The sequence below is a fragment of the Bradyrhizobium sp. GW821-FHT12B03 genome, assembly GCF_058807535.1.
The window spans coordinates 16,539-41,734 of sequence record NZ_JBXAQU010000023.1; the positions used below are offsets into that span (position 1 = coordinate 16,539).

Below are 25,196 nucleotides of genomic sequence, written 5' to 3' on the forward strand. Positions count from 1 at the left end.
CGCGAACGCGAAGCCGGGTGAGGGGTCTCTATCCTCATCAACGGTCTTGCAAGTGGAAAGAACCCCTCATCCGGCGCTTCGCGCCACCTTCTCCCACAAGGGGAGAAGGAAGAAAGGCATCCGATCATGGAAGGCGTCACGATCGTCGATCATCCGCTGGTCCAGCACAAGCTGACGCTGGTGCGGGACAAATCCATCTCGACCAAGTCGTTCCGCGAGCTGATCAAGGAGATCGGCATGCTGCTGTGCTACGAGGTGACGCGCGACCTGCCGCTCACTGACACCGTCATCGAGACGCCACTGGCGACGATGCACTCGGCCAAGATCGCCGGCAAGAAATTGGTGTTCGTGCCGATGCTGCGCGCAGGCACCACCTTCGTCGACGGCATGATGGACCTGGTGCCGACCGCGCGCGTCGCGCATATCGGGCTCTACCGCGAGCCGGAAAGCTTTGCGGCGGTCGAATATTTCTTCAAATCGCCGTCCGATCTCGGCGAGCGCCTCGCCATCGTCGTGACGCCGGTGGTCGCCACGGCCAACACCGCCGTCGCCGCCATCGACCGGCTGAAGGAACGCGGCGCCAAGGACATCCGCCTCGCCTGCCTGATCGCGGCGCCGGAAGGTCTTGAGCGGCTGCGCGGCTTGCACCCGGACGTCCCGATCTGGACCGCCGCGGTGGACGAAGGTCTCGACGAGAACGGCTTTATCCTCCCGGGCCTCGGCGATGCCGGTGATCGCGCTTACGGGACGCGGTAAGAGACGGGTTACGTCTCCGCCTCGTAGTCCCGAGGCGAGCCGTCGCCGTTGACCGCTTGGAGCGAGTCCTCCTTGAAGGACGCAGAGTGCCGTTGACCAGCTTCAACCCAAGAGCAACTGACGAGCGGTTCGTTGGACGAATGAGACACCTCGCGGTCAACGACCATGATCGGGCCGCCGCTCCTGTGTTTGACGAGATTGCCGGGCCTGAGCTGCATGGCGATCAGATCTTCCCGCTGCCGCAAATCCCCTTCAGCGCCTGCCACTCCTTGTCCGTCAGCAGCGGCGGGCCGCTGGCGGGGCGATCTTCTTTCGTCATGCGCGCGAGGCGGTCCTCCGTGAGCGGATGGCTCGCCAGGATCGATGTGAGGCCGCCGCCCTCCTTGCCGGTGATGCGGAACATCAGCTCGGCCGCAGGCTTCGGCGAGCGGCCGAGCGCACGCATGATCTCGATCGAGAACGTATCGGCGGCGGTCTCGGCCTCGCGCGAATAGGACGCCTCGACCACGCTGCGCGAGGCGAAGATCACGGCGGACGAGCCGGTGACGTCGCCGAACAGCAGGCCGATCAGGAACGAGGTGCCGCCGTTGTAGATCAGCCCGCGCATGTTGTCGTGATGCTTGAGATGGCCGAGCTCGTGGGCGAGGATGCCGGCAAGCTCGTCGGGGCTTTCGGCCTTGTCGAGCAGGCCCTGCAACACGAACACCTTGCCGCCCGGCAGCGCAAACGCATTCGGCACCGGGGTCGGCAGCACGCCCGCGGTCATGGAATCGTCGTCGAGGCCGGCGGCATCGCGCAGGCGGTTGACCAGCTTTGTGAACGCGGCCTTGCCCGCGGGGTCCTGGCACACGCTGCGGCCGAAGATGGTCTTCATCTGCACTTCGGCGGCATCGCCGATGCGTCGCTCGACCGGCTTCGGCACCAGCGGCGCGAGACGATCGGCGGCGAGCGGCACGCCGAACAGCACGACACAGACGATCGAGACAGCGGCGGCCACCGACCAGCCGACGATCTTTGCGACACCGCGGCGCGAGGTCTGGTGCTCGTCGAGACGCATGCATCGGACGGTCACGTCGGCCGCGAGCGCGGCATCACGAATCTCCAGCCGTGCCAGCGGGGGCGCCGACGTCGAGGCCAGACGCAGGAGACCGGCCGGACTGTCGGCACGGCGAATGTCGGCATAGGCCCAGCGAACGGGCGGCGCGCCCTCCTCGGCGATCTCGAGCGCATCACCGAACCTCAGCGTCACCTGCCGCCTGCGGCTCGACACGCCGTCGAAGAAGATGGTCGGCTTTGCCGACTGCGCCGGAGCCTCGGTGGACAACTCGCTCACAGATCAGAATCCCGCGACATCGAGCCCGTCGGCAAAACCTTCGCCGAGCGCGCTGGCGAGTTCGCCGCTGCCGCGCACATCCGCCGCGGCTCCGATGTCATGCACCTCGACGGTCTCCAGCACCTTGGCCCAGAGATCGCGCTGAAGATAGACCCGCATGATGATGTTGATCGCAAGCGCCAGGGCGAAATAGCCGATGACCATCGCCACCAGCATCGGAATGCTCTTGGCGGTATTGTCGGGGCCGAACACCTGCTCGACCGGCAGGCCGCTCAGCGCGACGACGAGCATCGTGGCGCCGCCGAGATAGGCGGCGAAAATGGTCGAGAGCAGCATCCACCAGCCGATCACCTTCCAGTACAGGCCGTAGAACGCATCGTGCGGCAATCGCGAGGACAGGCTGACGCCGCCGATGCGGATGCCGTCGAGCCACCAGCGCCATTCGCGCGCCTTGAACTCGGCATAGAAGAACGGGGCCAGCGGGAAGATGAGCAGTGCGATCGGACTCAAGAGCCACAGCCACCAGCCGCGCTTGAAGAACGTCCAGCCATCGCCTTCGAAATCACCACGCAGATCGCCGTAATGGGTGTGCTGCATCTTGTAGCGTTCGAGCGAGGCCTCGCGCCACGGCAGCGCCAGGCCGAGGGTGAGGAACACCAGCAGGCCCCACGCCATCGCGCGGAACGAATAGGCCCAGCCCGAGCCGTCCATCCAGAACCGCACACCGCGCCAGACCGTGCGGGTCAGGCGATAGCGCCGCGCGCGAAAAATCGCGAACTGGCCGAACGCGTAGAAGCTGATGAACAGCGGCGTCGAGGCAAAGCCCTGCCAGCGCTCGAACTCGATGCCGACAAGGAAATAGGCGAGATAGATCGGCACCAGGATCGCCAGCGCGAACAGGAAGCCGATCAACAGCTCCTTGCCCCGGCCGGTATATTCGGCGGCATCGCCGTCGACCGACGTGTTCGACCACAGATGCCGGCGGACGTCGGTGACGAGCCAGAACCGGTAGAAGCCGAAAGTGACCAGCTCCAGCATGGCACCCTTGGTGACCATTTTGCGGAACTCGGAACGGTCGCCGGTGAAGTCGACCCGCGTGGGTGGCAGCGGCGGGGGTAAGGGTTCGGACCCGACCGGGGCCCATTGCATGTCGTTCACGGCGGCAACCTCGGGATGCTGGCCTGTTGCAGTCAAACTATAGATCAGAGATTGGTCGATCCCCAAGACGGGCGGGTTCGATTTACCTCGATTCCAGTCGATTTCTGGCACCCTTCCGCGTCGAACGGCGTGCGGGAGATCACGTTGACACATCTGCGTGACGGTCCGCCCAACCCCCACGCAAAGCCTGGATGTGGCAAAACTCGCCCTTGCCCCGACGCAGACAACCGGCTGTAATTGCAACCCAAATACCGCAGCGCAGAATTGAACGAGAACGCGCGGTTCATGTCAGGGAGAGCGGTCATGCATGGGACCATCGAGAGCGCGGTCAAGCTCGACGCGTTGCGCGAGCGCGCGTCGTCGTTGCCGCTCGAGCAATTCGATCCGGGCGATCCTGAACTGTTCAGGACCGATACGTTCTGGCCCTATTTCGATCGCCTGCGCCGTGAAGATCCCGTGCACTATTGCAAGGACTCGATGTTCGGACCGTACTGGTCGGTGACGCGCTACAACGACATCATGGAGATCGAGACCAACCATTCGGTGTTCTCCTCGGCCTCCGCGCTCGGCGGCATCACCATCCGCGACATCGATCCCGACCTGCGCCGCGAGAGCTTCATCTCGATGGATCCGCCGCGCCACGCGGCGCAGCGCAAGACCGTGGCGCCGATGTTCACGCCAACGCATCTGGACAATCTCGCGCTCAACATCCGCCAGCGTTCGGCCGAGTGCCTCGACAATCTGCCGCGCGGCGAAGTGTTCGACTGGGTCGACCGCGTCTCGATCGAGCTCACCACGCAGATGCTCGCCGTGCTGTTCGACTTCCCCTGGGAGGACCGCCGCAAGCTGACGCGCTGGTCGGATATCGCCACCACCATTCCCGGCCCCGACGGGCTCGTCGCCACCGAGGACGAGCGGCAGGCCGAGCTGACGGAATGCGCCGGCTATTTCGCGCGCCTCTGGAAGGAGCGGATCGAGCAGCCGCCGAAGAGCGATCTGCTCTCGATGATGGCGCATGGCGCCGCAACGCGCGACATGGACGCGAAGAACTTCCTCGGCAATCTCATTCTTTTGATCGTCGGCGGCAACGACACCACCCGCAACACCATGTCGGGATCGATCTACGCGCTGAGCCAGCATCCGGAGCAATATCGCAAGCTGCGCGAGAACCCGGCGCTGCTCGACAGCTTCGTGCCGGAGGTGATCCGCTGGCAGACGCCGCTGGCACATATGCGCCGCACGGCGCTGTCGGACCTCGAGTTCCGCGGCAAGCAAATCAAGAAAGGTGACAAGGTCGTGATGTGGTACGTCTCGGGCAACCGCGACGAGGAGGCGATCGAGAAGCCCTACGATTTCATCATTGACCGCGCCCGCCCGCGCACGCATCTCTCCTTCGGCTTCGGCATCCACCGCTGCGTCGGCTTGCGGCTTGCCGAACTCCAGCTCAAGATTATCTGGGAAGAGATCCTTAGGCGTTTCGACCATATCGACGTGGTCGGCGAACCCAAGCGGGTCTATTCGAGTTTCGTAAAGGGTCTTGAAACTTTGCCGGTCAAGATTGCGGCGTGAGTTCGAGCTATAACCCACGAGGATACTGCGCCCCCTCTCCCGCTTTCCGCCTTCGCCAAGGCTTCGGCGGACAAGGCGGGGAGAGATGATGAACTAACTGGAGCCACGACCATGAACATCCAGACGCCGGTGAAAGTGGACAAGGCCGAACGCATGCGCAGGGCGCGCGAGGAGGCCTATGCGACGCCGCTGGCGCAGTTCCATCCCGGAGCGCCCCGGCTGTTCCAGGACGACACGCTGTGGCCGTGGTTCGAACGGCTGCGCAAGGAAGAGCCGGTGCACTACTGCACCAACGCGCCGATCGAGCCGTACTGGTCGGTGGTGAAATACAACGACATCATGCATGTCGACACCAATCACGGCCTTTTCTCCTCCGACTCGACGCTCGGCGGCATCTCGATCCGCGACGTGCCGCCCGGCTACGACTATCCGAGCTTCATCGCCATGGACCAGCCGCGGCATTCGGCGCAGCGCAAGACGGTGTCGCCGATGTTCACGCCCACGCATCTGGACGAGCTGGCCAAGCTGATCCGCCAGCGCTCGCAGACCGTGCTCGACAATCTGCCGCGCAACGAGACCTTCAACTTCGTCGAGCGCGTCTCGATCGAGCTGACGACGCAGATGCTGGCGACCCTGTTCGACTTCCCCTGGGAGGAACGGCGCAAGCTGACGCGCTGGTCCGACGTCTCGACCGCGCTGCCCAAGAGCGGCATCGTCGCCTCGGCCGAAGAGCGCCGCCGCGAGATGGACGAGTGCTACGCCTACATGTCCAAGCTGTGGAACGAGCGCGTCAACTCCGCGCCGCGCAACGACCTGTTGTCGCTGATGGCCCATAACGACGCCACGCGCTTCATGGACCCCGACAACCTCATGGGCAACATCATCCTGCTCATCGTCGGCGGCAACGACACCACGCGCAACACCATGACCGGCTCGGTGCTGGCACTGAACGAGAACCCCGAGCAGTACGAGATGCTGCGGAAGAATCCGGCGCTGATCGATTCCATGGTGCCGGAGGTGATCCGCTGGCAGACCCCGCTCGCGCATATGCGCCGCACCGCTCTCCAGGATACCGAGCTCGGCGGCAAGCCGATCAAGAAGGGCGACCGCGTCGTGATGTGGTACGTCTCCGGCAACCGCGACGAGGAGATGTTCGAGAAGCCGAACGAGTTCATCATCGACCGCCCGCGGCCGCGCACCCACCTCTCCTTCGGCTTCGGCATCCACCGCTGCGTCGGCATGCGGCTCGCCGAGCTCCAGCTCAAGATCGTCTGGGAGGAGATGCTGAAGCGCTTCGACCGCATCGAGGTGGTCGGCGAGCCCAAGCGGATCTATTCCAGCTTCATCAAGGGATATGAGTCGCTGCCGGTCAGGATTCCGGGGTAGCCCGCGGACGCTCGCCCTTAAGGCGAGCCGCCTCAACCTCCGCTGTCATGCCCCGCGAAAGCGGGGCATCCAGTACGCCGCGGCCTCTCGGCTCAAGCACTGCGGCCTCTGGAATACTGGATCGCCCGCCTTCGCGGGCGATGACACCGAGGGTGGGGTCGAGAGCGGGCGCCTCCATCCCAGCTATAAAATTCCGGCATGACAGCTCGCGCCAGATGCGAAGGCAACGCGGCCCGCATCTGTTCTACCACACGGCATCTTAACTCAACTTGATGTCCCACACGCCTTCCTTGCGGCAGGCGGCGACCTCCTCGCGCAGCAGCGCCGTAATGGCGAGCGAGGCCGTCGAGGCCGGGCGGTCGATCGGAGAGGCGAAAATGAGCTCGCGCGTCATCGGCTTGGACACGACCGCGGTTTCCAGCCGCCCGTCCGCGACCTCGCCGTGGACCGACGAGGGCGGCAAGAGCGCGAAGCCGAGGCCCTCCTCGACGAGGCTCGTCAGCACGCGGAAAGAATCCGCCTCGAGCTGGACGTTGAGCTTGATCTTGCGCTGGGCGGCGGCGTGCTCGATCAGCGCGCGGAGGCCGTGCGAATGACTGGGCAGCACCAGCCGTTGTCGCAGCAGCCAGCCGATCTCGACGCTCTTCTTGCGCGCAAGGCCGCAGCCGCGCGGGCCGACCGCGACGATGTTGTCGCGGCCGAGGCTTTGCACGTTGAGATGCAGGTCGGCCGAGCGGCCGTAGAGGATGGCCAGATCCATCTCGCCGCGATGCAGCCATTCGACGAGATGGCCGCTGTAGCTCTCGACGATGCGCAGCGAGATGCCGGGAAATTTCTCGACGCAGCGTCGCGCGAACCGCGCCGACAGCACGCAGCTCACGGTGGGGACGAGGCCAAGCACGACCTGGCCCGACGGCGGCCCCTTGGCCGACTGGATGTCGTCGCGGATCTGGTCGATCTGCCGCACGATGCCGGAGGTGCGCGCGAGCAGCAGCCGGCCGGCTTCCGTCAGCACCATGCCGCGACCGTTGCGCGTGAACAGCTCGACGCGCAGTTCGTGTTCCAGCAGCTTGATCTGGCGGCTCAGCGCGGGCTGCGCCACGCGCAGCGTGTCGGAGGCCTTGCTCAGACTGCCGAGCTCCGCCACGCAACTGAAGGTCCTGAGCTGCCGGAAATCCATGCTTGCCAATCCTGGAAGGCTACTTCATACGCTATAGCAAATGAGCATAGGGGGCTGGCGTTGTTTTCACAACGCCGGGGGATCGGCCGGCGTTATCTTAACTGCCGCTAGATACGGGAAAACGCCATGAGTGAAGACCACCACACCGAAGACTACGCCGACATCCGCGACGCCGTCGCAAAGCTCTGCGCGCAGTTTCCCGGCGAATACTGGCGCAAGCTCGATCGCGAGATGGCCTATCCGAAAGCCTTCGTCGATGCGCTGACCGAGGCCGGCTATCTCTCGGTGCTGATCCCCGAGGAATATGGCGGCGCGGGCCTGAAGCTTTCGGCCGCGGCGGCGATCCTGGAAGAGATCCAGCGCGCCGGCTGCAACGGCGGCGGCTGCCACGCCCAGATGTACACGATGGGCACGGTGCTGCGGCACGGCAATGCCGAGCAGAAGGCCAAATACCTGCCGAAGATCGCCAGCGGCGAGTTGCGCCTGCAGGCCTTCGGCGTCACCGAGCCGACCAGCGGCACCGACACCTCCTCGCTGAAGACCTTTGCGCGCAAGGACGGCAACGACAGCTACATCGTCAACGGCCAGAAGATCTGGACCAGCCGCGCCGAGCATTCCGATTTGATGGTGCTGCTGGCACGCACCACGCCGAAGGAGCAGGCCAAGAAACGCACGGATGGCCTTTCGGTGTTCATCGTCGACATGCGCGAGGCGAAGAACAACGGCCTCGAGATCCGCCCGATCCGCACCATGATGAACCACGCCACCACCGAGGTGTTCTTTACCGACATGAAGGTGCCGGCGGAGAATCTGATCGGCGAGGAAGGCAAGGGCTTCCGCTACATCCTTTCCGGCATGAATGCCGAGCGCATCCTGATCGCCGCCGAATGCGTCGGCGACGCCAAATGGTTCATCGCGAAGGCCACGAACTACGCCAAGGAGCGCAGCGTTTTCGGCCGGCCGATCGGCCAGAACCAGGGCATCCAGTTTCCGATCGCGAAGGCCTACGCCTCGATGCGCGCAGCCGAACTGATGGTGAAGGAAGCGACGCGCAAATACGAGGCCGGGCTCGACTGCGGCGCCGAGGCCAACATGGCCAAGATGCTGGCGGCCGATGCGTCCTGGGAAGCGGCCAACGCCTGCATCCAGACCCATGGCGGCTTCGGCTTCGCCGAGGAATACGACGTCGAGCGCAAATTCCGCGAGACGCGGCTCTACCAGGTGGCGCCGATCTCGACCAACCTCGTGCTGTCCTTCGTCGCCGAGCATGTGCTTGGCATGCCCCGCTCGTACTGAGGTCGCGCCATGGGAGCATTGGACGGGATCAGGGTGATTGCGGTCGAGCAGGCGGTCGCGGCGCCGTTCTGTTCGTCGCGGCTGGCGGATGCCGGCGCGGAGGTGATCAAGATCGAGCGGCCCGAAGGCGATTTCGCCCGCGGCTATGACGCGGCCGCCAAGGGCCAGAGCAGCTATTTCGTCTGGCTCAACCGCGGCAAGCAATCGGCGGTGGTCGATCTCGCCACCAAGGAAGGCTGCGCCGAGCTCGAGAAGCTGATCGCCAGCGCCGACGTGCTCATCCAGAACCTCAAGCCGGGCTCGATGGACAAGCTCGGCTTTTCGCGCGAGCGGCTGCTGAAGGATTATCCAAGGCTGATCTCCTGCACGATCACCGGCTATGGCGACGAGGGCCCCTACGCGCACCGCAAGGCTTATGACCTCCTGATCCAGGCCGAGAGCGGCCTTGCCTCGATCACCGGCAATCCTGATGGCGCCTCGCGCGTCGGCATGTCGATCGTCGACGTTGCGACCGGCGCCACCGCGCATGCGGCGATTCTGGAAGCGCTGATCGGGCGCGGGCGTACCGGCAAGGGCGCCGATATCCGCATCTCCATGTTCGACGTGATGGCGGACTGGTGCACCGTGCCGCTGCTCAACTCCGAGGCCGGCAATCCGCCCAAGCGCATGGGCCTGCGCCATCCCTCGATCGCGCCTTACGGCGTGTTCACCTCGAAGGACGGCAAGGACATCCTGATCTCGATCCAGAGCGAGCGCGAGTGGAAGACGCTCTGCGCAAAAGTGCTGGACCAGCCGGACCTGCCCGCCGATCCCCGCGTCGCCAACATGGTCGAACGCGTGCGCAACCGGGATTTCACCGATACGACGGTGGCAGACGCCTTCGGCAAGATGACGCGCGACGACCTGCTGAAGCGGCTGTCCGACGCCGACATCGCCTTTGCCGAGGTCAACACCATGGCCGACCTCACCAATCATCCGCATCTGCGCCGTATCGAGGTCGATACGCCGAACGGCCGCGTCAGCTATCCCGCACCGGCCCCGATCATCGTCGGCGAGACGCGCAGCTATGGCGCGGTGCCCGCGATCGGCGAGCGTCCATCCAAGACATAACAAGAGCGAGGCGTCATGACCGAGAAGCTCGACATCGATCACTTGCGGCAATGGATCGGCCGCAGCACGGAGGCCACCGATATCGTCACGGCGCAGCTCGTCATGGGCCTGCGCGCGACGCTGTTCCAGGAGGTCGGCGAGCCAAAAAACGGCGACGCCGCGCCGTTCACGGTGCACTGGTGCCTGGCGCAGCCGGTGTTTCCGATGTCGATGCTGGGACCCGACGGCCATCCCACGCGCGGCGGCTTCCTGCCGCCGGTGCCGCTGCCACGCCGGATGTGGGCCGGCGGCGAGATCGAGTTTTTGCAGCCGCTGCGCGTCGGCGATGAATCGACACGCACGTCACGCATCGCCGATGTCACGGTGAAGACCGGCTCGACCGGCACGCTGTGCTTCGTCTCGGTCGAGCACAGCATCTCCTCACCGCGCGGCGTCGCCATCCGCGAGCGGCAGGACATCGTGTATCGCGAGATGACGAGCGGCGCACCCGCCGGCGGCAAGGCCCCGCCTCCGCCGCCCAAGGCGCAGCACCGCGAGAGCCATGTCTCCGATCCGGTGCTGCTGTTCCGCTATTCCGCGCTGACCTTCAACGGCCACCGCATCCATTACGACCGCGACTACGTCACCAGGGTCGAAGGCTATCCGGGCCTGATCTTCCACGGGCCCTTGCAGGCGGCGCTGATCATCGAGATGGCGGCAAAGCTGCACGGCGGCAAGGCGCCGAAGAAGTTCACCTATCGCGGGCTGCAGCCGCTGTTCGAGGGTACGGAGTTTTCCGTCAACGCCAATGACAGCGGCGAGCGCATGGAGCTGTGGACCGCGAATGCGGAGGGACAGCCAACGATGAAGGGCACGGCGGTGTGGTGACGCTCTCTCCTCTCATTGCGAATGTAACGGCGATGTAGGAAATTAGACCCTCACCCTGAGGAGCGCGCCCTTCGCGCGCGTCTCGAAGGGCGAGGCCACCAGCCGGGCCTTCATCCTTCGAGACGCGCGAAGACGCGCTCCTCAGGATGAGGAATAAACAGGGACGGAAACCATGGCAAAGAACGGCAAGAGCGGCAGCAAATCCGTCACCGTCAAGCAGGCCACACTCGACCTGCTGCGCTCGTTCGGCATCAGACGCGTATTCGGCAATCCCGGCTCGACCGAGCTGCCGTTCCTGAGCGACTGGCCCGACGACATCGACTATGTGCTGGCGCTGCAGGAGGCTTCCGCCGTCGGCATGGCCGACGGCTACGCGCAGGCGACGCGCAATGCCGGCTTCGTCAATCTGCATTCGGCGGCCGGCGTCGGCAACGCGCTCGGCAATATCTACACCGCGCATCGCAACCAGACCCCGCTCGTCATCACCGCGGGCCAGCAGGCGCGCTCGATCCTGCCGCTGCAGGCGTTCCTCTATGCCGAACGTGCGTCGGAATTTCCGCGGCCTTATGTGAAGTACAGCGTCGAGCCGGCGCGGCCCGAGGACGTGCCGGCCGCAATCGCGCGCGCCTATTACACCGCGCTGCAGCCGCCGTGCGGGCCGACCTTCGTGTCGATCCCGATCGACGACTGGACGCATGCGACTACGCCAATCGAGGCGCGCAAGGTCAGCCGCGAGATCGGGCCCGAGCCTGAAGCGATGAAGGCGCTGGTAGCCGCGCTCGCCAGCGCAAAGCACCCAGCCCTCGTCGTCGGCCCCGGCGTGGATCGCGCCGGCGCGGTGGACCTGATGGTGCGCGTCGCCGAGAAGGCCAAGGCTAGCGTCTGGGTCAGCCCGTTCTCGGCGCGCTGCTCGTTCCCCGAGCGGCATCCGCAATTTGCGGGCTTCCTGCATGCTTCGCCGGCGCAGCTGTCCGACGCGCTGCGCGAGCACGATCTCGTCGTCGTGATCGGCGCGCCGGTGTTCACCTTCCATGTCGAAGGCCATGCCGCGATCTTCGACGGCGGCGCGACGATTTTTCAGATCACCGATGATCCGGATGCGGCCACGGTGACGCCGGTCGGCACCAGCATCATCGCCACCATGAAGCCGGCACTGAGCCTGCTGCTCGACCTCCTGCCCGAGAGCAAGCGCGCCATGCCCAAGGGCCGCACGCTGCCGCCGGCGCCGCAGGCCGCCGATCCGCTGCCGGTCGAATTCCTGCTGCATTCGCTGTCTCAGGCCATGCCGGACGGCACCTCGCTGGTCGAGGAGGTGCCTTCGCACCGGCCGGCGATGCAGAAGTTCATGCCGATGCGCGGCAAGGACAGTTTTTACACGATGTCGAGCGGCGGCCTCGGCTATAGCTTACCCGCCGCGGTCGGCATGGCGCTGGGCAAGCCGACCAGCCGCACCGTGTGCCTGATCGGCGACGGCTCGGCGATGTATTCGATCCAGGCGCTGTGGACCGCCGCGCAGCGCAAGCTGCCGCTGACCGTCGTCGTCATCAACAATTCCGGCTACGGCGCGATGCGCTCGTTCAGCCAGGTGATGCAGGTGCGGAACGTGCCGGGGCTGGAATTGCCGGGCATCGATTTCGTCCGGCTCGCCGAAGGCATGGGCTGCCATGCGGTGCGGGTCAGCAAGGCGGCGGAATTGGGCGAGGCGCTGAAGCGCGGGATGACGTACGAGGGGACGAGCCTCGTGGAGGTGATCGTGGATTCGGCGGTGCCGGTGCTGTACGGACAGAAGCATTAGGGGCGCATAGCGCATCCACAACGTCGTCCTGGCGAAGGCCGGGACCTATACCGCGTGATCTGTCGATTGTGCGCAGTGCTAATCCCGAACAACCAATCTTCGCCCAACTCCCCCCTGGGGTTATGGGTCCCGGCCTTCGCCGGGACGACACTCAATGTTTGGCGCGAGCGCTGCCTAACTACGACGCCAAGAATCCCCCGTCCGCCGCCAGCACGTGCCCGACGACGTAGGATGACGCATCCGACGACAGCCACACCACGGCTTCCGCCACCTCCTCCGGGCTCCCCATTCGCCGCAGCGGCAGGCCGGCGCTGACGGTTGCGACATCGCCGACGCCGGCGCGCAGCATCATGTCGGTGACGACGCGGCCGGGCGCGATGGCGTTGATGCGGATGCCGCGCGGGGCGTTCTCCATCGCCGCCGAGCGCGTCAGCGAGATCGCGGCCGCCTTGGACGCCGAATAGAGCGAGAAGCCGGGATTGGGATTGCGCACGCCGCTGACGGAGGTGTTGACGACGATATTGCCGCGCCCCTGCGCCTGCATGACAGGCAATTGATGGCGCAGGCACAGGAACAGCGCCCGGACATTGGTATCGAACACGCTGTCGTAGATGTCGGTGCCCTGCTCTTCGAGCGGCGCGCGGCGCTCCTGGAAGCCGGCATTGTTGAAGGCGACGTCGAGCCGGCCGCAGCGCTCGATCGCGGTGCGGACGAGGCGCGCGACGTCGTCCTCGCGCGTGATGTCGGTCGTGAGCGCGATCGCAACCGCGCCGAGTTCGCGGCACGCTGAGGCCGTCGCCGCAAGCTCGGCCTCGCGCCGGCCGGCAATGATGATGGCTTCCGCGCCCTCGGACGCCATCCGCACGGCCGTGGCGCGGCCGATGCCGCTGCCGCCGCCGGTGACCAGGCAGACCTTGCCCTTCATCCGCTCGCCGGTTGGCAGAATTCCGCTCATGGGCCGCTCCAAACACTTGCGCGCGCCGCTCTGCGCCTATAGTTGTATGGTACAACTATAGGCCGGGAGTCAAGCTGTGGCGGAGCTTTCGCTGATCGACGACATCCGCGCCGCCTCGCGCCTGATGGTGCGGGAGCTCGGCTTCATGGACGCCACGGTGGCGGCATCGGACTACCCGCCGTCGGCCGTGCACACCATCCTGGAGATCGGCATCCGGGGGCCGATGAATTCAGGCGAGCTCGGCGATTTCCTGCGGCTGGAAAAATCCAGCGTCAGCCGCCTGGTGCGCAAGCTGATCGACTGCGGCGAGCTCAGGGAGACGCCCGACGAGCTGGACGCCCGCAGCAAGCGGCTGTCGCTGACTTCAAAGGGCCGGCGCACGCTGGAGGCGCTACACGCGTTCGGCCGCCAGCAAGTACGCGGCGCGCTGGCGGCGTTGACGGAGGCCGAGCAGCGCACCGTGCGCGAGGGAATGATGCTCTATGCGCGGGCGTTGCGGCAGAGCCGAGGTGAGGACGAGGCGCAGTCGGCGGCGTAGCCGAAGGTGTCATCGCCCGGCTTGACCGGGCGATCCAGTACTCCGAGAGGGCTATGGTTCAATCGAGAAGCCGCGGCGTACTGGATTCCCCGCTTTCGCGGGGAATGACGGCGGTGGGTGTGGCACCTACTTCCCGAACTCCTCCCGCATCTTCGCCTGGATCTTGGCCATGCCGCCGATCCAGCGGTCGTAGTTCTCGGTCTTCCTGCGCATGTATCCGAGCACCTGGGGGTGCGGCAGGATCAGGAACGTTTCCTGATCGAGGCCGGCGAGCACGTCACTGGCGACCTGCTCGGGTGCAAGATCGCCGTCGCCGGATTGCGGACCCTTGGGGATCGAGCGCAGCATGTTGGTGTCGACGCCCTGCGGGCAGAGGATCGAGACCTTGATGTTGTCGGCCTTGTGCGAGATCGCGAGGTTCTCGGCAAAGCCGACCGCGGCGTGCTTGGTGGTGGAGTATGCGGGACTGCCGACCTGCGACAACAGGCCCGCGGCCGAGATCGTGTTGAGGAAATAGCCGCCGCCGCGCGCCTTCATGCGGGGGACCAGATGCCGGGCCGCATAGACATGGGCCATGACGTGGATCGCCCAACTGCGCTGCCACGGCTCGTCGGACGCGCCGCCGGCATTGACCGACATCGGATCGAAGCCGCCGCCGATGCCGGCATTGGAGCAGAACAATGCGATCGGGCCGAACTGCCGCTCGGTCTCCTCGATGACGTGGGAGATGTCCTTTTCCTGCGCGACATCGCATTTGAACGCCGCGCCATCGACCATCGCGGCGACCGCCCTGGCGTTGGCGGCGTCCATGTCGGCAACGACGACCTTGGCGGCGCCCGCCTTGTGAAACGCCTCGCACAGCGCCTTGCCGATGCCGTTGGCGCCGCCCGTGACGACCACGACCTTGCCGGTCACCTGCATGCGACGTCTCCTCTTGCTCTCAGACCGCTCTTATACCGCTCGGCTTATTCCGCTTCGCGGTTCCTGCTCAGCTCAACACGAGGTCGAGCACCGCGGTATAATGGCACGCCGCACCGGCCAAGACAAAGCCGTGCCAGATCGCATTCTGGAAACGCAGCCGGCGCCAGGCATGGAAGATCACGCCGAAGCTGTAGAGCAGCCCGCCCGCGAGGATGAAGCCCAGCACCAGCGCGGGCAGCGCCTTGACCACGGAATCATAGAGCATGACCCCGCTCCAGCCCATCGCGAGGTAGATGCCGACCGCGACGCGGTCGAACCGGCCGGGATAGCGAAGCTTCAGCACGATGCCCGATATCGCCACGCACCAGACGCAGATGAGCAGCACCAGCGCGAAGACGCTGTCTTTCACTTCCAGGATGAACGGCGTGTAGGTCGCGGCGATCAGGAGATAGATCGCCGAATGGTCGAAGCGCCGCAGCAGCCATTTGACCGGCGAGACCGGCCAGAGATTATAGGTCGCCGACAGCACCAGCATCGAGAGCAGGCCGGCGACATAGATCGAGACCCCGACGATGTCGATCGCGTTGGCGTAAAGCACCGCAAGCACCACCAGCACGGTCGCGGCGACGGTCCCGGAAAACACACCGACCGCATGGATGATCGCGTCGGCGATCAGTTCGGCGCGGTCGTAGTTCCAGCCGATCACGTCGGCTGCGGCGTGGACGGAGGTGGATGCAAGTTGTTTCAGTTGGAAGACGGTCATGGCAATCCGCAAGATGAGTCAATGCCCTTTTCTATGGGTCTTTCGGGATCGGCGCGTCGTTCAAACGGCTGATTTAACGACAAAGGCGGTGGAAGTATGAAGCTTGATTTTCCTCACGCAATTGCCACCTTTGTGAACAGCCGCACATTCCGTCCGCCCGAGATCCCCTAACGTTCATATGGCATTCAGTTTCCAGGATATGGTCGAAGAGGCGCGCCTGTCGGCCCGGGCGCTGCTCGACTATGGCGAGCACTTCTTCAACCCAACGGTGCGGCTCGGGGTCACCGGCCTGTCGCGGGCCGGCAAGACGGTGTTCATCACCGCGCTGATCCACGGGCTGACGCGCGGCGGCCGCTTTCCGGTGTTCGAAGCCTATGCCTCGGGCCGGATTGCGCGCGCAAATCTTGCGCCGCAGCCCGACGATGCCGTGCCGCGCTTCGCCTATGAGACCCATCTGCGCGCGCTGGTCGAGGAACGGCACTGGCCGAGTTCGACCGTCGACATCAGCGAGCTGCGCCTCGTCATCGACTACCAGCGCCACAACGGCGCCGATCGCACCCTGACGCTCGACATCGTCGACTATCCCGGCGAATGGCTGCTCGACCTGCCGCTGCTGCAAAAGAGCTTTGAGCAATGGTCGGCGGAGAGCCTGGCGCTGTCGCGCGAAGCGCCACGCGCGCATCTTGCAACCGAATGGCACGCGCATCTTGCGACGCTCAAGCCAGAGGCACGCGAGGACGAGCAGGCAACGCTCACCGCCGCAAAGCTGTTCACCGAATATTTGCGCGCCTGCCGCAACGAGCGCTTTGCGATGAGCCTGCTGCCACCCGGCCGCTTCCTGATGCCCGGCAATCTCGCAGGCTCGCCGGCGCTGACCTTTGCGCCGCTCGACATGCCCGTCGGCGGGCAGGCGCCGGAGGGATCGCTGTGGGCGATGATGGTGCGCCGCTACGAGGCCTACAAGGACGTCGTGGTGCGGCCGTTCTTCCGCGATCATTTCGCCCGGCTCGATCGCCAGATCGTGCTGGCCGATGCACTCGCCGCGTTCAACTCCGGACCCGAGGCGCTGCACGATCTCGAAGCAGCCCTCACCGGCATTCTCGACTGCTTCAACATCGGCCGCAGCACGATCCTCTCCAGCCTGTTCCGCCCGCGCATCGACCGCATCCTGTTCGCGGCGACCAAGGCGGACCATCTGCATCATTCCAGCCACGACCGGCTCGAGGCCGTGCTGCGCCGCGCGGTGACGCGGGCGGTCGCGCGCGCGGAAACGACAGGCGCCGAGATCGACGTGGTCGCGCTCGCCGCAGTGCGTGCCACGCGCGAGGCCCAGGTCGCGCATGGCCGCGACAAATTGCCGTCGATCCTGGGAACGCCGGCCGCGGGCGAAAGCGCCGGTGGCGAGTTCTTCGACGGCAACACGGAAGTTGCGACCTTTCCGGGCGATCTGCCTGTGGATCCCGAGCCGCTGTTCAACGGCACGGATGCGTTCCGCGGCCTCTCGACCGAGGCCGCCGAGACAAGCGATTTCCGTTTCCTGCGCTTCCGCCCGCCCAAGCTCGAACGCGAGGGCGCGGACGAGCCGGCGCTGCCTCACATCCGCCTCGACCGTGCCTTGCAGTTCCTGATCGGAGACAAGCTGTCATGAACGACCGATCCCAGCCGCGGCGGCCGGCGACGTTCCGGCTCGACGATCCCGGCGTCGTCGTCACCGAAGCCGACGAGACCAGCCGGCTCGGTCGCGGCACGATCCAGATCACGCCGGAGCACGATCCGCAGGCGCTGCCGGTACCGATTGAGGCCGCACTGCCGGCACGGCGCGGCTTTCCCTGGGGCGCGTTGTTCTGGTCCGGCCTCGCCGGGCTGACGCTGCTCGGCGTCGGGCTCGGCGTCGTGCATCTGATCGAGGATCTGTTTGCGCGCAGCGAAACGCTCGGCTTCGTCGGCGTTGCCTTCGCGTTCGTCACCGCGCTCGCGCTTGCCGTGGTGATCGGGCGGGAAGCGTATGGGCTGGCGCGCCTTGCGACGATCGAGAAGCTGCATGCGCGCGCCGCCGCCGTGCTGGCCAGCGACGACCGCAAGGAGAGCCGCGTCATCGTGCAGGACCTGCTCAAGATCGCCCATCAGAACCCCCAGCTCGCGCGCGCCCGTGCTGCGCTGGAGAGCCACACCGGCGAGATCATCGACGGCGCCGACATGATCCGGCTCGCCGAGCGCGAATTGATGTCGCCGCTGGATGCGGAGGCGCGTCGGCTGGTGTCGTCAGCCGCGCAAAAAGTCTCGATCGTCACAGCTGTGTCGCCCCGCGCGGCGATCGACGTGATGTTCGTGTTCGTGGCCGCGCTGCGCCTGATCCGCCAGCTTGCGTATCTCTATGGCGGCCGGCCCGGCGCGCTCGGCATGATCCGCCTGCTCCGCCACGTCATCGCCCATCTCGCCATCACCGGCGGCATGGCCGCGAGCGACAGCCTGGTGCAGCAGATGCTCGGCCACGGGATCGCGGCAAAGCTGTCGCAGCGGCTCGGTGAGGGAATCCTCAACGGGCTGTTGACCGCGCGGCTGGGCCTTGCCGCAATCGACGTGACAAGGCCGCTGCCGTTCGCCGCGCTGCCGCCGCCGAAGCTGTCGGACCTCGCGACGGATCTGCTGCGGAAGAAAGAGGACGAGGCGTAGCGGCGCTCGCGCTTACCCTCCCCTGGAGGGGGAGGGTCGCTGTGCATGAAGCAAAGCGGAATGCACAGCGGGGTGGGGTGACGGTCTCTCCCCATCCAACAGTACCCGCGTGGAGAGATCACCCCACCCCGCTCGCGCTGCGCGCGATCGACCCTCCCCCTCCAGGGGAGGGTAAGAGGAGCGTGCCACTCTCATGCTAAATTCCCCCGCCAGCACCCGCCACCAAAACAGCGGCGAGTCCTTCGGCGGGTTCAGCTCCGGGGTCCAGCCGGTGAGTTTTTCAATCACATAGGTGTCCGTCAGAACGCCGCGCCAGCGGCGCTCGACTTGGCCCAATTGCTCGCGCTTCGCGGGGATCGAATCCCACACCGGCGCGCGATTGTCGGGCTCGCGGCCGACATAGATGCCGGCGTGTCCCTTGATTCGGTCGATGCCGGGGTCGCGGAAGTCCTGGAAGCGGCCGCGCTCGTTGATCTCGATGACGGGCACCCGGCCCCTGAACAGCCAGCGCATCATGGCATAGGTGCGGTAATCCGTGGTTGCGATCCAGGTCGCGCCGGTCTCATCCAGCGCAGCCTGCGCGCGCGCTGCGACCTGCTCGTAACCGGCCTCGGCGCCGATCGGATCGATCTTGCCGAGGAGATTCCAGGGCGCGGCGACGTAGTAGAGAAACACGATGACGACGAAGGCAATGCCCGAGACGACCGCCGTCTTCGCCCAGAACAGGCTTGAGCGGATCAGCCGCGCCGACCACCCTTCCTTCGGCAGCATCGCAAGGTTCACCGCTGCAGCCGCAAAACCGACCGGCCACATGAACATCGGCCAGGTATCGCCGACCCTGAGCGTCAGCGATTTCACCAGAAAATAGAGGAACGGCATCAGCACGGCCGTGGACAGCAGGATCGCGACCGGCTCGCGCCTGCGATAGCCGCGCCATGCCGTGATCACGAGGCCCGTCAGCACCACCGGCAGCATGACGAAGCCGACGAGACCGAACTGCAGGCCGATGTAGTCGCCGACCGTCCGCAGTGAGATGCCGTAATTGGTGGTGGCGCGCACGCCCTGGAAGCGGATCGAGGCCCAATCGTGCTGCACGTTCCAGATCAGCACCGGCGAGAACATTGCGATCGCGACCAGCACAGCGAGATAGGGATAAGGACTGCGCAGCCAGCGCCAGCGCCAATCCGGCACGAGAAGAAACGCCGCAACCGCCGGCGCGAACATGATCACGGTGAATTTCGACAGCATCGCCAGCCCGGCGAACAGGCCGGCCGCCAGCCACCAGCGCCCGTCGCCGCTCTGCGCCAATCGCACCAGGGACCACATCATCGCGACCGCGAACGGGATCATGGCGACGTCGGGCGCGACCTTGGCCATCAACAGGCCGTAATAGAGCGCCGCCTCCGGCATCAGCACCGCGATCATCACAGCGCGCGCATCGCGGGTGAGGCGGCGGACGATGTCGGCGAGCAGCAGCTGGGTCACCAGCATCGCGACGATACCACCGAAGCGGACGCCGAGCGGGGTGTCGCCGAAGATCGCGGTGCCGAAACGAATCAGCCAGGCGATGCCCGGGGGATGATCGAGGAAGCTCAGCGCCGCCTCCTTCGACCACGTCCAGTAATAGGCCTCGTCGGTGCGCAGCTCGATCGCGGAGGCGTAGACGATGCGCAGCAGCGTCATCGCGGCGATGACGAGCACGGCCATGACGAGGGGCCGGCGCGCGGCGCCGTGGAGGGGCATGGTGGTGTCGGGAGCTGTCGTCACGGCCGCGCTTTTCGCCAACCTGGGAGGGGGAGTCAATGTAGGCCACCATCGTTCCGGGCGAGCGAAGCGACGATCCCGCCCCAGCGATGCGGCCGCAGGGTGGGCAAAGCGACTTGTCCGACGTCGCTCGAAGAGCGAAGGCGGAAGCGTGCCCACCAAACCGATCGTAACATCGACAGGTCGTGGGCACGGCGCGCAAGGGCGCGCCTTTGCCCACCCTACGGTTTTGTAACCTTGTCGGGCAAGTGATCGCCGAACCTGTCCACCCCTGGAATTAAACGCTAGGCTGGCTGTTCTCCTTGATGAACTGATACAACCGAATCATGGCCACCGCTCCCGTCCATATGCCCGAACTCATCCGCGCAACCGGCGTACGGCAGGTGCGGCTCATCTGCGGCATCATCCTGTTCTCTTATGTGGTCAGCCATTTCCTGAACCATGCGCTCGGCAACATCTCGGTCGACACCATGGAGGCCGGGGTCTACTACCACGTGCTGTTCTGGCAGTTCCTGCCCGTGACGATCGTGTTCTACGCGGCGGCGCTGATCCACGCCGGGCTCGGTGTGTTCGCGCTGTACCAGCGCCGCGAGTTTCGCTGGAAGACCGTCGAGCCGCTTCAGCTCGTGCTGGGCCTGAGCATCCCCCTGCTCGTCATGGCACATGTGATCGGGATCCGGCTCGGCCTGACGCTCTACGGGCACGAGAAGCTTTACCCGCAGGAGCTCTATCTGTTCTTCGTCCTGGCGCCCGCCCGGCTCTGGCAGATGACGATCCTGCTCGTGGTCGCCTGGATCCATGGCTGCGTCGGCATCTATTTCTGGCTGCGCATGAAGACCTTCTTCACGCGCGCGGCGCCCTATCTCCTCGCAGCCGCCGTCCTGATCCCGACGCTGGCGATGCTCGGCATCTACCAGGGCGGGCGCAGCGTTGCTGCCGACAGCGACGACGCGGACTGGCGCAAGACGAACTATACGAGGCAACAGGTCGGCACGGTCGCGGAAAACAAAGTGCTCGACCGCATCAGCGGCGGCCTCGTCATGGGCTATTTCGGCCTGCTCGGCGTGGTGCTGCTCGCAAGAGGCGTGCGCGCCCTGCGTGAGCGGCGCGGTGGCATGATCGCGCTGTCCTATGGCAACGGCAAGACGGTGCGCGTGCCAAAGGGTCTCTCCGTGCTGGAGGCGAGCCTGCGCCACAACGTCCCGCATGCCAGCGTCTGCGGCGGCCGCGCCCGCTGCTCGACCTGCCGCATCCGCATCATCGGCGATCATGGCGTCCTGCCCGAGCCGTCGCAGCGCGAGGCCTTCGTGCTCACCCGTGTCGGCACCACCGACCCCTCGATCCGCCTCGCCTGCCAGCTGCGACCAACGTCGGATCTCTCCTTCTTCCAGCTCTTCACCGCGCACACCGTGTCGGCGAATGCGCAAGGCTCGACGCCGGCCCGGATCGGCCAGGAGCGCTACCTCGTCAGCCTGTTCGTGGACATGCGCGGCTCGACGCAGCTCGCGGAGAAGCGGCTGCCGTTCGACACCGTCTTCATCGTCAACCGCTTCCTCGGCGCGGTCTCGCAGGCGGTGATCGAGAATGGCGGCCAGCCGAACCAGTTCGTCGGCGACGGCATGCTGGCGCTGTTCGGCTTGTCGGTCGATCCGCAAGAGGCCTGCCGGCAGGCGCTGAAAGCGGCCGCGGGCATCGCCACGCATGTCGACGAACTCAATGAGCTCCTGAGCCACGATCTGCGCCAGCCGATCCGCTTCGGCATCGGTATCCATGGCGGCGAGGTCATCATCGGCGACATCGGCTATCGCGATCACATCGTCTTCACCGCGCTCGGCGATGCCGTCAATGTCGCCGCCCGCCTCCAGGACATGACGAAGACGTTTGCCTGTGAGGCGGTCGTCTCCGAGGAAGTCCGCCGCAGCGCGGGCCTTGCCGATGACGCACTACCGCAGCAGGAGGTCGCGATCCGCGGCCGCGACGAGCCGATGGCGGTGCGTGTAGTTGCAGATACGAAGCAGCTGTCGGCGCTCGTTGATCGCAGCGAGCGCGTCGCGGCGTGATTCTTCTTCACCTCACCCCGCTTGCGGCAGGGCAATCGCATATGGTCTTTGCGCGACCCGAGCGCGCGCCTCGTCCTTCGAGACGACCGCTTTGCGGTCTCCTCAGGATGAGGCTAAGCGGCACCGGTGCTCGTTGAAACGACTGCCGCGCACTCGGTCCTCATCCTGAGGGCCCGCCAACGGCGGGCGTCTCGAAGGATGGCCACAAGGGAATCTCTCCCATATGCGATTGCCCTGCCGCAAGCGGGGTGAGGGAGCAGACCACCGTCGCGGCTACAGTCGACAATCTCGTGACAAACGTAACACCGGCCTGCTGCAACGCAGCGGCATGGGCCTGCTGCGAAAGCACGAATTGACTTCATCCAAATGGTTGAGACACATGGACGCAGGATTGCGGTGATGACCGCGATCCAACGAAAAGCTCCGGGAGGAGACCACATGTTCGATCGACGCGACCTGCTCAAAGGAGCGGGCCTTGCCGCACTTGCGGCCACACTGAATTCGACCAAGGCGCTGGCGCTCGACACCGTCACGCTTCCGTTCGCCAATGGCGAACGGCCGCTGGTGAAATATCCGCAGAAGCGGCCGATGATCGGGCTGACCAGCCGGCCGCCGCAGCTCGAGACGCCGTTTGCGATCTTCAACGACGGCCCGATCACGCCGAACAATGCGTTCTTCGTGCGCTATCACCTCTCCGACCTGCCCTACAATCTCGACCCCGACACGTTCACGCTTCAAGTCAAGGGCAAGGTCGACAAGCCGCTGAAACTGTCGCTGAAAGACATCAGGAAGATGAAGGCGACCGAGATCGTCGCCGTCAACCAGTGCTCGGGCAACAGCCGCGGCCTCGTCGAGCCGCGCGTCGCCGGCGGCCAGCTCGCCAATGGCGCGATGGGCTGTGCGCGCTGGCGCGGCGTGCCGCTGAAGACCGTGCTGGAGATGGCGGGCGTGCAGGCCGGTGCGAAGCAGGTGACATTCGGCGGCATGGACGGCCCGGTCAACGACAAGACGCCCGACTTCGTCAAGGCGCTCGACATCGATCATGCTACCGACGGCGAGGTGATGCTGGCCTATGGCATGAACGGCGAGGATTTGCCGTTCCTCAACGGCTTTCCGCTGCGCCTGGTCGTACCAGGCTATTACGGCACCTACTGGCTCAAGCATCTCAACGAGATCACCGTCATCGACAGCGTCTATGACGGCTTCTGGATGAAGTCGGCCTATCGCATCCCCGATACGCCCAACAATGCGGTCGAGCCGGGCACCGCGCCGAAGGCGACGATCCCGATCAACCGCTTCACCATCCGCTCCTTCATCACCAGCGTGCCTGACGGCGCCAAGCTGAAGGCGGGGCGCACGACATTGCGCGGCATCGCCTTCGACGGCGGCAAAGGTATCAAGGAGGTCCAGGTCTCCGCCGACGGCGGCAAGACCTGGACGAGCGCGACGCTCGGCAAGGATCTCGGCAAATACGCGTTCCGCGAATGGAAGCTGCCGGTGAAGCTCGCGGCAGGCAATCACGAGCTCAAGGTCCGCGCCACCGGCAATGGTGGCGAGACCCAGCCGGATACGCCGCGCTGGAACCCGGCGGGTTACTTGCGCAACGTCGTCGAAACCGTCCGCGTCAGCGTGGCCTGAGGGAGAATGATCATGCAGCGCACCGTTCTCCTCACCATCACACTCGCGCTCGCCGCAATGGTGGGTTCGGCACTTGCCGCGCCGGTCAACTACAAGACCCCCGACGAGGTCGCGGCGTTCAAGCCCGGCCCCAATCTCGAGGTGGTGCAGGGCAATTGCACGGCCTGCCACTCGTCCGACTACATCGCCACGCAGCCGCCGATGAAGGACAAGAAGGGCTTCTGGCAAGCCGAGGTGACCAAGATGATCAAGGTCTATGGCGCACCGATCGACGATGCCGATGTCGGCAAGATCGTCGATTATCTGGCCACGACGTATTGAGGGCGCGCGGGCCAATTGACCGCGAAACGGGCAAAACCGGCAAAAACGCCGCGAAGTTGAGCGGAATTCGGCGAAAGGCTGATGTGGTTTGAGCTACCAAGCCTGCCACAATCCGCGTATCCTGTTAGGACCGAACCGGCCGGTTGGCGGGGACTGGCGGTTCGAGATCTCGGAGGAAGACCCGCGGAGAAGTCGTGATGGCTAAAGGTACGGTCAAGTGGTTCAACCCGACGAAGGGTTATGGATTTATCCAGCCTGCGTCGGGTGGCAAGGATGTGTTCGTGCATATCTCGGCAGTGCAGAAGGCCGGTCTGTCCACCCTCAACGAGGGACAGACGGTTGAATACGAAGAGATCGCAAACCGGGGCAAGACCTCCGCAGAAAACCTCAAAGTATAAGCCCGCCAGCGTTTCGCTGCCTCCCGGATCAGATCCGGGAGCGAGGCCAAAAAAATTTTAGAAGACGGCCAGTGCATTCGACGACAGGCGTTGCGACTGCACACGGATACCTATTTTTCCCGCGAAGGGGCTCATTCAACGCCACAGCAATGACAATCGCGACGGTACTCCCTAGCCCACCGGCAATGGTGCGTCGCGCTTGATCTCCTCCATCACCGCGTAGGTCCGCGTCTCGCGCACGCCCGGCATCGACAGCAGGGTCTCGCCGAGGAAGCGCCGATACGCCGTCATGTCCGCAAGGCGTGCCTTCACAAGATAGTCGAAGCCGCCGGCAACCATGTGACACTCCAGCACTTCAGGCGCGAGTTTCACCGCGCGCGCAAAGCGCTCGAAATTGTCGGGCGTGGTCTTGTCGAGGAGCACCTCGACGAACACCAGAAGCCCGAGGCCAAGCCGATGCGGATTGAGCCGGGCACCGTAGCCTTCGACAAAGCCCTCGCGCTGCAAGCGCTTCAGCCGCTCGCCAATCGACGTCGGCGACAGACCGATGCGTTCGGCGAGCTCGACATTGGCGATTCGCCCATCCTCCTGTAAAATCGAGAGGATTTTGCGGTCGATTCGATCGAGTTCCATATTTTATACGGCTACTGTGGCATCTATCTTAATTTTCTAAGGCAAAGAAGCTAATTTGTCTATCGAACTACGGTAACGCGGC

22 protein-coding genes are annotated in these 25,196 nt (G+C 65.2%); 14 read left to right on the forward strand and 8 right to left on the reverse strand.

Annotated elements, in window-relative coordinates; translation table 11 throughout:
- Positions 1 to 126 precede the first annotated feature (126 nt).
- On the forward strand, positions 127 to 756 hold the full coding sequence (upp, locus tag AC1RUR_RS32530) for a uracil phosphoribosyltransferase (RefSeq protein ID WP_492851704.1): 630 nt from the start codon (positions 127 to 129) through the stop codon (positions 754 to 756).
- Between the two features lie 223 nt (positions 757 to 979).
- Here the strand turns inward: upp and AC1RUR_RS32535 are convergent, their stop codons facing one another.
- Complete coding sequence (locus tag AC1RUR_RS32535; protein WP_492851706.1) at positions 980 to 2,089, reverse strand: M48 family metallopeptidase; 1,110 nt, start codon at positions 2,087 to 2,089, stop codon at positions 980 to 982.
- Between the two features lie 3 nt (positions 2,090 to 2,092).
- Positions 2,093 to 3,247 carry a YjgN family protein gene (locus AC1RUR_RS32540; protein WP_492851896.1) on the reverse strand — a complete coding sequence of 385 codons (1,155 nt, stop codon included), beginning with the start codon at positions 3,245 to 3,247 and terminating at the stop codon, positions 2,093 to 2,095.
- A 303-nt stretch (positions 3,248 to 3,550) separates the two neighbouring features.
- Here AC1RUR_RS32540 and AC1RUR_RS32545 point away from each other — a divergent pair, with 303 nt between their 5' ends.
- Complete coding sequence (locus AC1RUR_RS32545) at positions 3,551 to 4,816, forward strand: cytochrome P450 (RefSeq protein ID WP_492851708.1); 1,266 nt, start codon at positions 3,551 to 3,553, stop codon at positions 4,814 to 4,816.
- Positions 4,817 to 4,927: 111 nt separating this feature from the next.
- Complete coding sequence (locus AC1RUR_RS32550) at positions 4,928 to 6,202, forward strand: cytochrome P450 (protein WP_492851710.1); 1,275 nt, start codon at positions 4,928 to 4,930, stop codon at positions 6,200 to 6,202.
- 259 nt (positions 6,203 to 6,461) lie between these two features.
- Here the strand turns inward: AC1RUR_RS32550 and AC1RUR_RS32555 are convergent, their stop codons facing one another.
- Positions 6,462 to 7,382, reverse strand: a complete 921-nt coding sequence (locus tag AC1RUR_RS32555) for a LysR family transcriptional regulator (RefSeq protein WP_492851712.1) — start codon at positions 7,380 to 7,382, stop codon at positions 6,462 to 6,464.
- Between the two features lie 126 nt (positions 7,383 to 7,508).
- Here AC1RUR_RS32555 and AC1RUR_RS32560 point away from each other — a divergent pair, with 126 nt between their 5' ends.
- The 4 genes from AC1RUR_RS32560 to mdlC all read left to right on the forward strand — a co-directional run bounded on the left by AC1RUR_RS32560 (position 7,509) and on the right by mdlC (position 12,450).
- On the forward strand, positions 7,509 to 8,678 hold the full coding sequence (locus tag AC1RUR_RS32560; protein ID WP_492851714.1) for an acyl-CoA dehydrogenase family protein: 1,170 nt from the start codon (positions 7,509 to 7,511) through the stop codon (positions 8,676 to 8,678).
- 9 nt (positions 8,679 to 8,687) lie between these two features.
- The gene (locus AC1RUR_RS32565; protein ID WP_492851716.1) at positions 8,688 to 9,788 is read left to right on the forward strand and encodes a CaiB/BaiF CoA transferase family protein; all 1,101 of its coding nucleotides are present in this window, start codon (positions 8,688 to 8,690) and stop codon (positions 9,786 to 9,788) included.
- Between the two features lie 15 nt (positions 9,789 to 9,803).
- Positions 9,804 to 10,655, forward strand: coding sequence for an HTD2 family dehydratase (locus tag AC1RUR_RS32570; protein WP_492851718.1), 852 nt, complete (start codon positions 9,804 to 9,806; stop codon positions 10,653 to 10,655).
- A 172-nt stretch (positions 10,656 to 10,827) separates the two neighbouring features.
- The gene (mdlC, locus tag AC1RUR_RS32575; RefSeq protein ID WP_492851720.1) at positions 10,828 to 12,450 is read left to right on the forward strand and encodes a benzoylformate decarboxylase; all 1,623 of its coding nucleotides are present in this window, start codon (positions 10,828 to 10,830) and stop codon (positions 12,448 to 12,450) included.
- 178 nt (positions 12,451 to 12,628) lie between these two features.
- Here the strand turns inward: mdlC and AC1RUR_RS32580 are convergent, their stop codons facing one another.
- Positions 12,629 to 13,405, reverse strand: a complete 777-nt coding sequence (locus AC1RUR_RS32580; RefSeq protein ID WP_492851722.1) for an SDR family NAD(P)-dependent oxidoreductase — start codon at positions 13,403 to 13,405, stop codon at positions 12,629 to 12,631.
- A gap of 76 nt (positions 13,406 to 13,481) precedes the next feature.
- Here AC1RUR_RS32580 and AC1RUR_RS32585 point away from each other — a divergent pair, with 76 nt between their 5' ends.
- On the forward strand, positions 13,482 to 13,943 hold the full coding sequence (locus AC1RUR_RS32585; RefSeq protein ID WP_492851724.1) for a MarR family winged helix-turn-helix transcriptional regulator: 462 nt from the start codon (positions 13,482 to 13,484) through the stop codon (positions 13,941 to 13,943).
- 126 nt (positions 13,944 to 14,069) lie between these two features.
- Here the strand turns inward: AC1RUR_RS32585 and AC1RUR_RS32590 are convergent, their stop codons facing one another.
- Together AC1RUR_RS32590 and trhA are read right to left on the reverse strand one after the other, a co-directional pair.
- Complete coding sequence (locus tag AC1RUR_RS32590) at positions 14,070 to 14,864, reverse strand: SDR family oxidoreductase (RefSeq protein ID WP_492851726.1); 795 nt, start codon at positions 14,862 to 14,864, stop codon at positions 14,070 to 14,072.
- Positions 14,865 to 14,931: 67 nt separating this feature from the next.
- Positions 14,932 to 15,627: a PAQR family membrane homeostasis protein TrhA gene (gene trhA / locus AC1RUR_RS32595; protein WP_492851728.1), complete on the reverse strand. Its 696-nt coding sequence runs from the start codon at positions 15,625 to 15,627 to the stop codon at positions 14,932 to 14,934.
- Between the two features lie 178 nt (positions 15,628 to 15,805).
- Here trhA and AC1RUR_RS32600 point away from each other — a divergent pair, with 178 nt between their 5' ends.
- Positions 15,806 to 17,275 (forward strand): YcjX family GTP-binding protein, encoded by a 1,470-nt coding sequence (locus tag AC1RUR_RS32600; RefSeq protein WP_492851730.1) that lies wholly within the window; start codon positions 15,806 to 15,808, stop codon positions 17,273 to 17,275.
- Positions 17,272 to 18,300, forward strand: coding sequence for a YcjF family protein (locus tag AC1RUR_RS32605; protein WP_492851731.1), 1,029 nt, complete (start codon positions 17,272 to 17,274; stop codon positions 18,298 to 18,300). Before AC1RUR_RS32600 ends, AC1RUR_RS32605 begins: the two co-directional genes overlap by 4 nt.
- Positions 18,301 to 18,312: 12 nt before the next feature.
- On the opposite strand, the gene AC1RUR_RS32610 is transcribed toward AC1RUR_RS32605, so the two are convergent.
- Complete coding sequence (locus tag AC1RUR_RS32610) at positions 18,313 to 20,043, reverse strand: glycosyltransferase family 39 protein (protein WP_492851898.1); 1,731 nt, start codon at positions 20,041 to 20,043, stop codon at positions 18,313 to 18,315.
- 347 nt (positions 20,044 to 20,390) lie between these two features.
- Between AC1RUR_RS32610 and AC1RUR_RS32615 the strand changes: the two genes are divergently transcribed.
- The 4 genes from AC1RUR_RS32615 (at position 20,391) to AC1RUR_RS32630 (ending at position 24,481) form a co-directional block, all read left to right on the forward strand.
- Positions 20,391 to 22,124 (forward strand): adenylate/guanylate cyclase domain-containing protein, encoded by a 1,734-nt coding sequence (locus AC1RUR_RS32615; RefSeq protein WP_492851733.1) that lies wholly within the window; start codon positions 20,391 to 20,393, stop codon positions 22,122 to 22,124.
- Positions 22,125 to 22,562: 438 nt separating this feature from the next.
- A complete protein-coding gene (gene sorA / locus AC1RUR_RS32620) occupies positions 22,563 to 23,762 on the forward strand; it encodes a SorA family sulfite dehydrogenase catalytic subunit (protein WP_492851735.1) in 1,200 nt (399 codons plus the stop codon).
- Positions 23,763 to 23,774: 12 nt separating this feature from the next.
- Positions 23,775 to 24,083 carry a SorB family sulfite dehydrogenase c-type cytochrome subunit gene (gene sorB / locus AC1RUR_RS32625; RefSeq protein WP_492851737.1) on the forward strand — a complete coding sequence of 103 codons (309 nt, stop codon included), beginning with the start codon at positions 23,775 to 23,777 and terminating at the stop codon, positions 24,081 to 24,083.
- 197 nt (positions 24,084 to 24,280) lie between these two features.
- A complete protein-coding gene (locus AC1RUR_RS32630) occupies positions 24,281 to 24,481 on the forward strand; it encodes a cold-shock protein (RefSeq protein ID WP_008563500.1) in 201 nt (66 codons plus the stop codon).
- Positions 24,482 to 24,652: 171 nt separating this feature from the next.
- Here the strand turns inward: AC1RUR_RS32630 and AC1RUR_RS32635 are convergent, their stop codons facing one another.
- Positions 24,653 to 25,114 carry an Lrp/AsnC ligand binding domain-containing protein gene (locus AC1RUR_RS32635; RefSeq protein ID WP_018643717.1) on the reverse strand — a complete coding sequence of 154 codons (462 nt, stop codon included), beginning with the start codon at positions 25,112 to 25,114 and terminating at the stop codon, positions 24,653 to 24,655.
- Positions 25,115 to 25,196 lie beyond the last annotated feature (82 nt).

What these genes read in the sequence shown, in the direction of transcription:
- sorA (WP_492851735.1), top strand. Translation starts at nt 22,563, where the DNA reads ATGTTCGATCGACGCGACCTGCTCAAAGGAGCGGGCCTTGCCGCACTT.
- AC1RUR_RS32570 (WP_492851718.1), top strand. Translation starts at nt 9,804, where the DNA reads ATGACCGAGAAGCTCGACATCGATCACTTGCGGCAATGGATCGGCCGC.
- AC1RUR_RS32580 (WP_492851722.1), bottom strand. Translation starts at nt 13,405, where the DNA reads ATGAGCGGAATTCTGCCAACCGGCGAGCGGATGAAGGGCAAGGTCTGC.
- AC1RUR_RS32630 (WP_008563500.1), top strand. Translation starts at nt 24,281, where the DNA reads ATGGCTAAAGGTACGGTCAAGTGGTTCAACCCGACGAAGGGTTATGGA.
- mdlC (WP_492851720.1), top strand. Translation starts at nt 10,828, where the DNA reads ATGGCAAAGAACGGCAAGAGCGGCAGCAAATCCGTCACCGTCAAGCAG.
- AC1RUR_RS32555 (WP_492851712.1), bottom strand. Translation starts at nt 7,382, where the DNA reads ATGGATTTCCGGCAGCTCAGGACCTTCAGTTGCGTGGCGGAGCTCGGC.
- AC1RUR_RS32545 (WP_492851708.1), top strand. Translation starts at nt 3,551, where the DNA reads ATGCATGGGACCATCGAGAGCGCGGTCAAGCTCGACGCGTTGCGCGAG.
- AC1RUR_RS32565 (WP_492851716.1), top strand. Translation starts at nt 8,688, where the DNA reads ATGGGAGCATTGGACGGGATCAGGGTGATTGCGGTCGAGCAGGCGGTC.
- AC1RUR_RS32550 (WP_492851710.1), top strand. Translation starts at nt 4,928, where the DNA reads ATGAACATCCAGACGCCGGTGAAAGTGGACAAGGCCGAACGCATGCGC.
- upp (WP_492851704.1), top strand. Translation starts at nt 127, where the DNA reads ATGGAAGGCGTCACGATCGTCGATCATCCGCTGGTCCAGCACAAGCTG.
- AC1RUR_RS32600 (WP_492851730.1), top strand. Translation starts at nt 15,806, where the DNA reads ATGGCATTCAGTTTCCAGGATATGGTCGAAGAGGCGCGCCTGTCGGCC.
- trhA (WP_492851728.1), bottom strand. Translation starts at nt 15,627, where the DNA reads ATGACCGTCTTCCAACTGAAACAACTTGCATCCACCTCCGTCCACGCC.
- AC1RUR_RS32635 (WP_018643717.1), bottom strand. Translation starts at nt 25,114, where the DNA reads ATGGAACTCGATCGAATCGACCGCAAAATCCTCTCGATTTTACAGGAG.
- AC1RUR_RS32560 (WP_492851714.1), top strand. Translation starts at nt 7,509, where the DNA reads ATGAGTGAAGACCACCACACCGAAGACTACGCCGACATCCGCGACGCC.
- AC1RUR_RS32615 (WP_492851733.1), top strand. Translation starts at nt 20,391, where the DNA reads ATGGCCACCGCTCCCGTCCATATGCCCGAACTCATCCGCGCAACCGGC.
- AC1RUR_RS32610 (WP_492851898.1), bottom strand. Translation starts at nt 20,043, where the DNA reads ATGCCCCTCCACGGCGCCGCGCGCCGGCCCCTCGTCATGGCCGTGCTC.
- AC1RUR_RS32605 (WP_492851731.1), top strand. Translation starts at nt 17,272, where the DNA reads ATGAACGACCGATCCCAGCCGCGGCGGCCGGCGACGTTCCGGCTCGAC.
- AC1RUR_RS32590 (WP_492851726.1), bottom strand. Translation starts at nt 14,864, where the DNA reads ATGCAGGTGACCGGCAAGGTCGTGGTCGTCACGGGCGGCGCCAACGGC.
- sorB (WP_492851737.1), top strand. Translation starts at nt 23,775, where the DNA reads ATGCAGCGCACCGTTCTCCTCACCATCACACTCGCGCTCGCCGCAATG.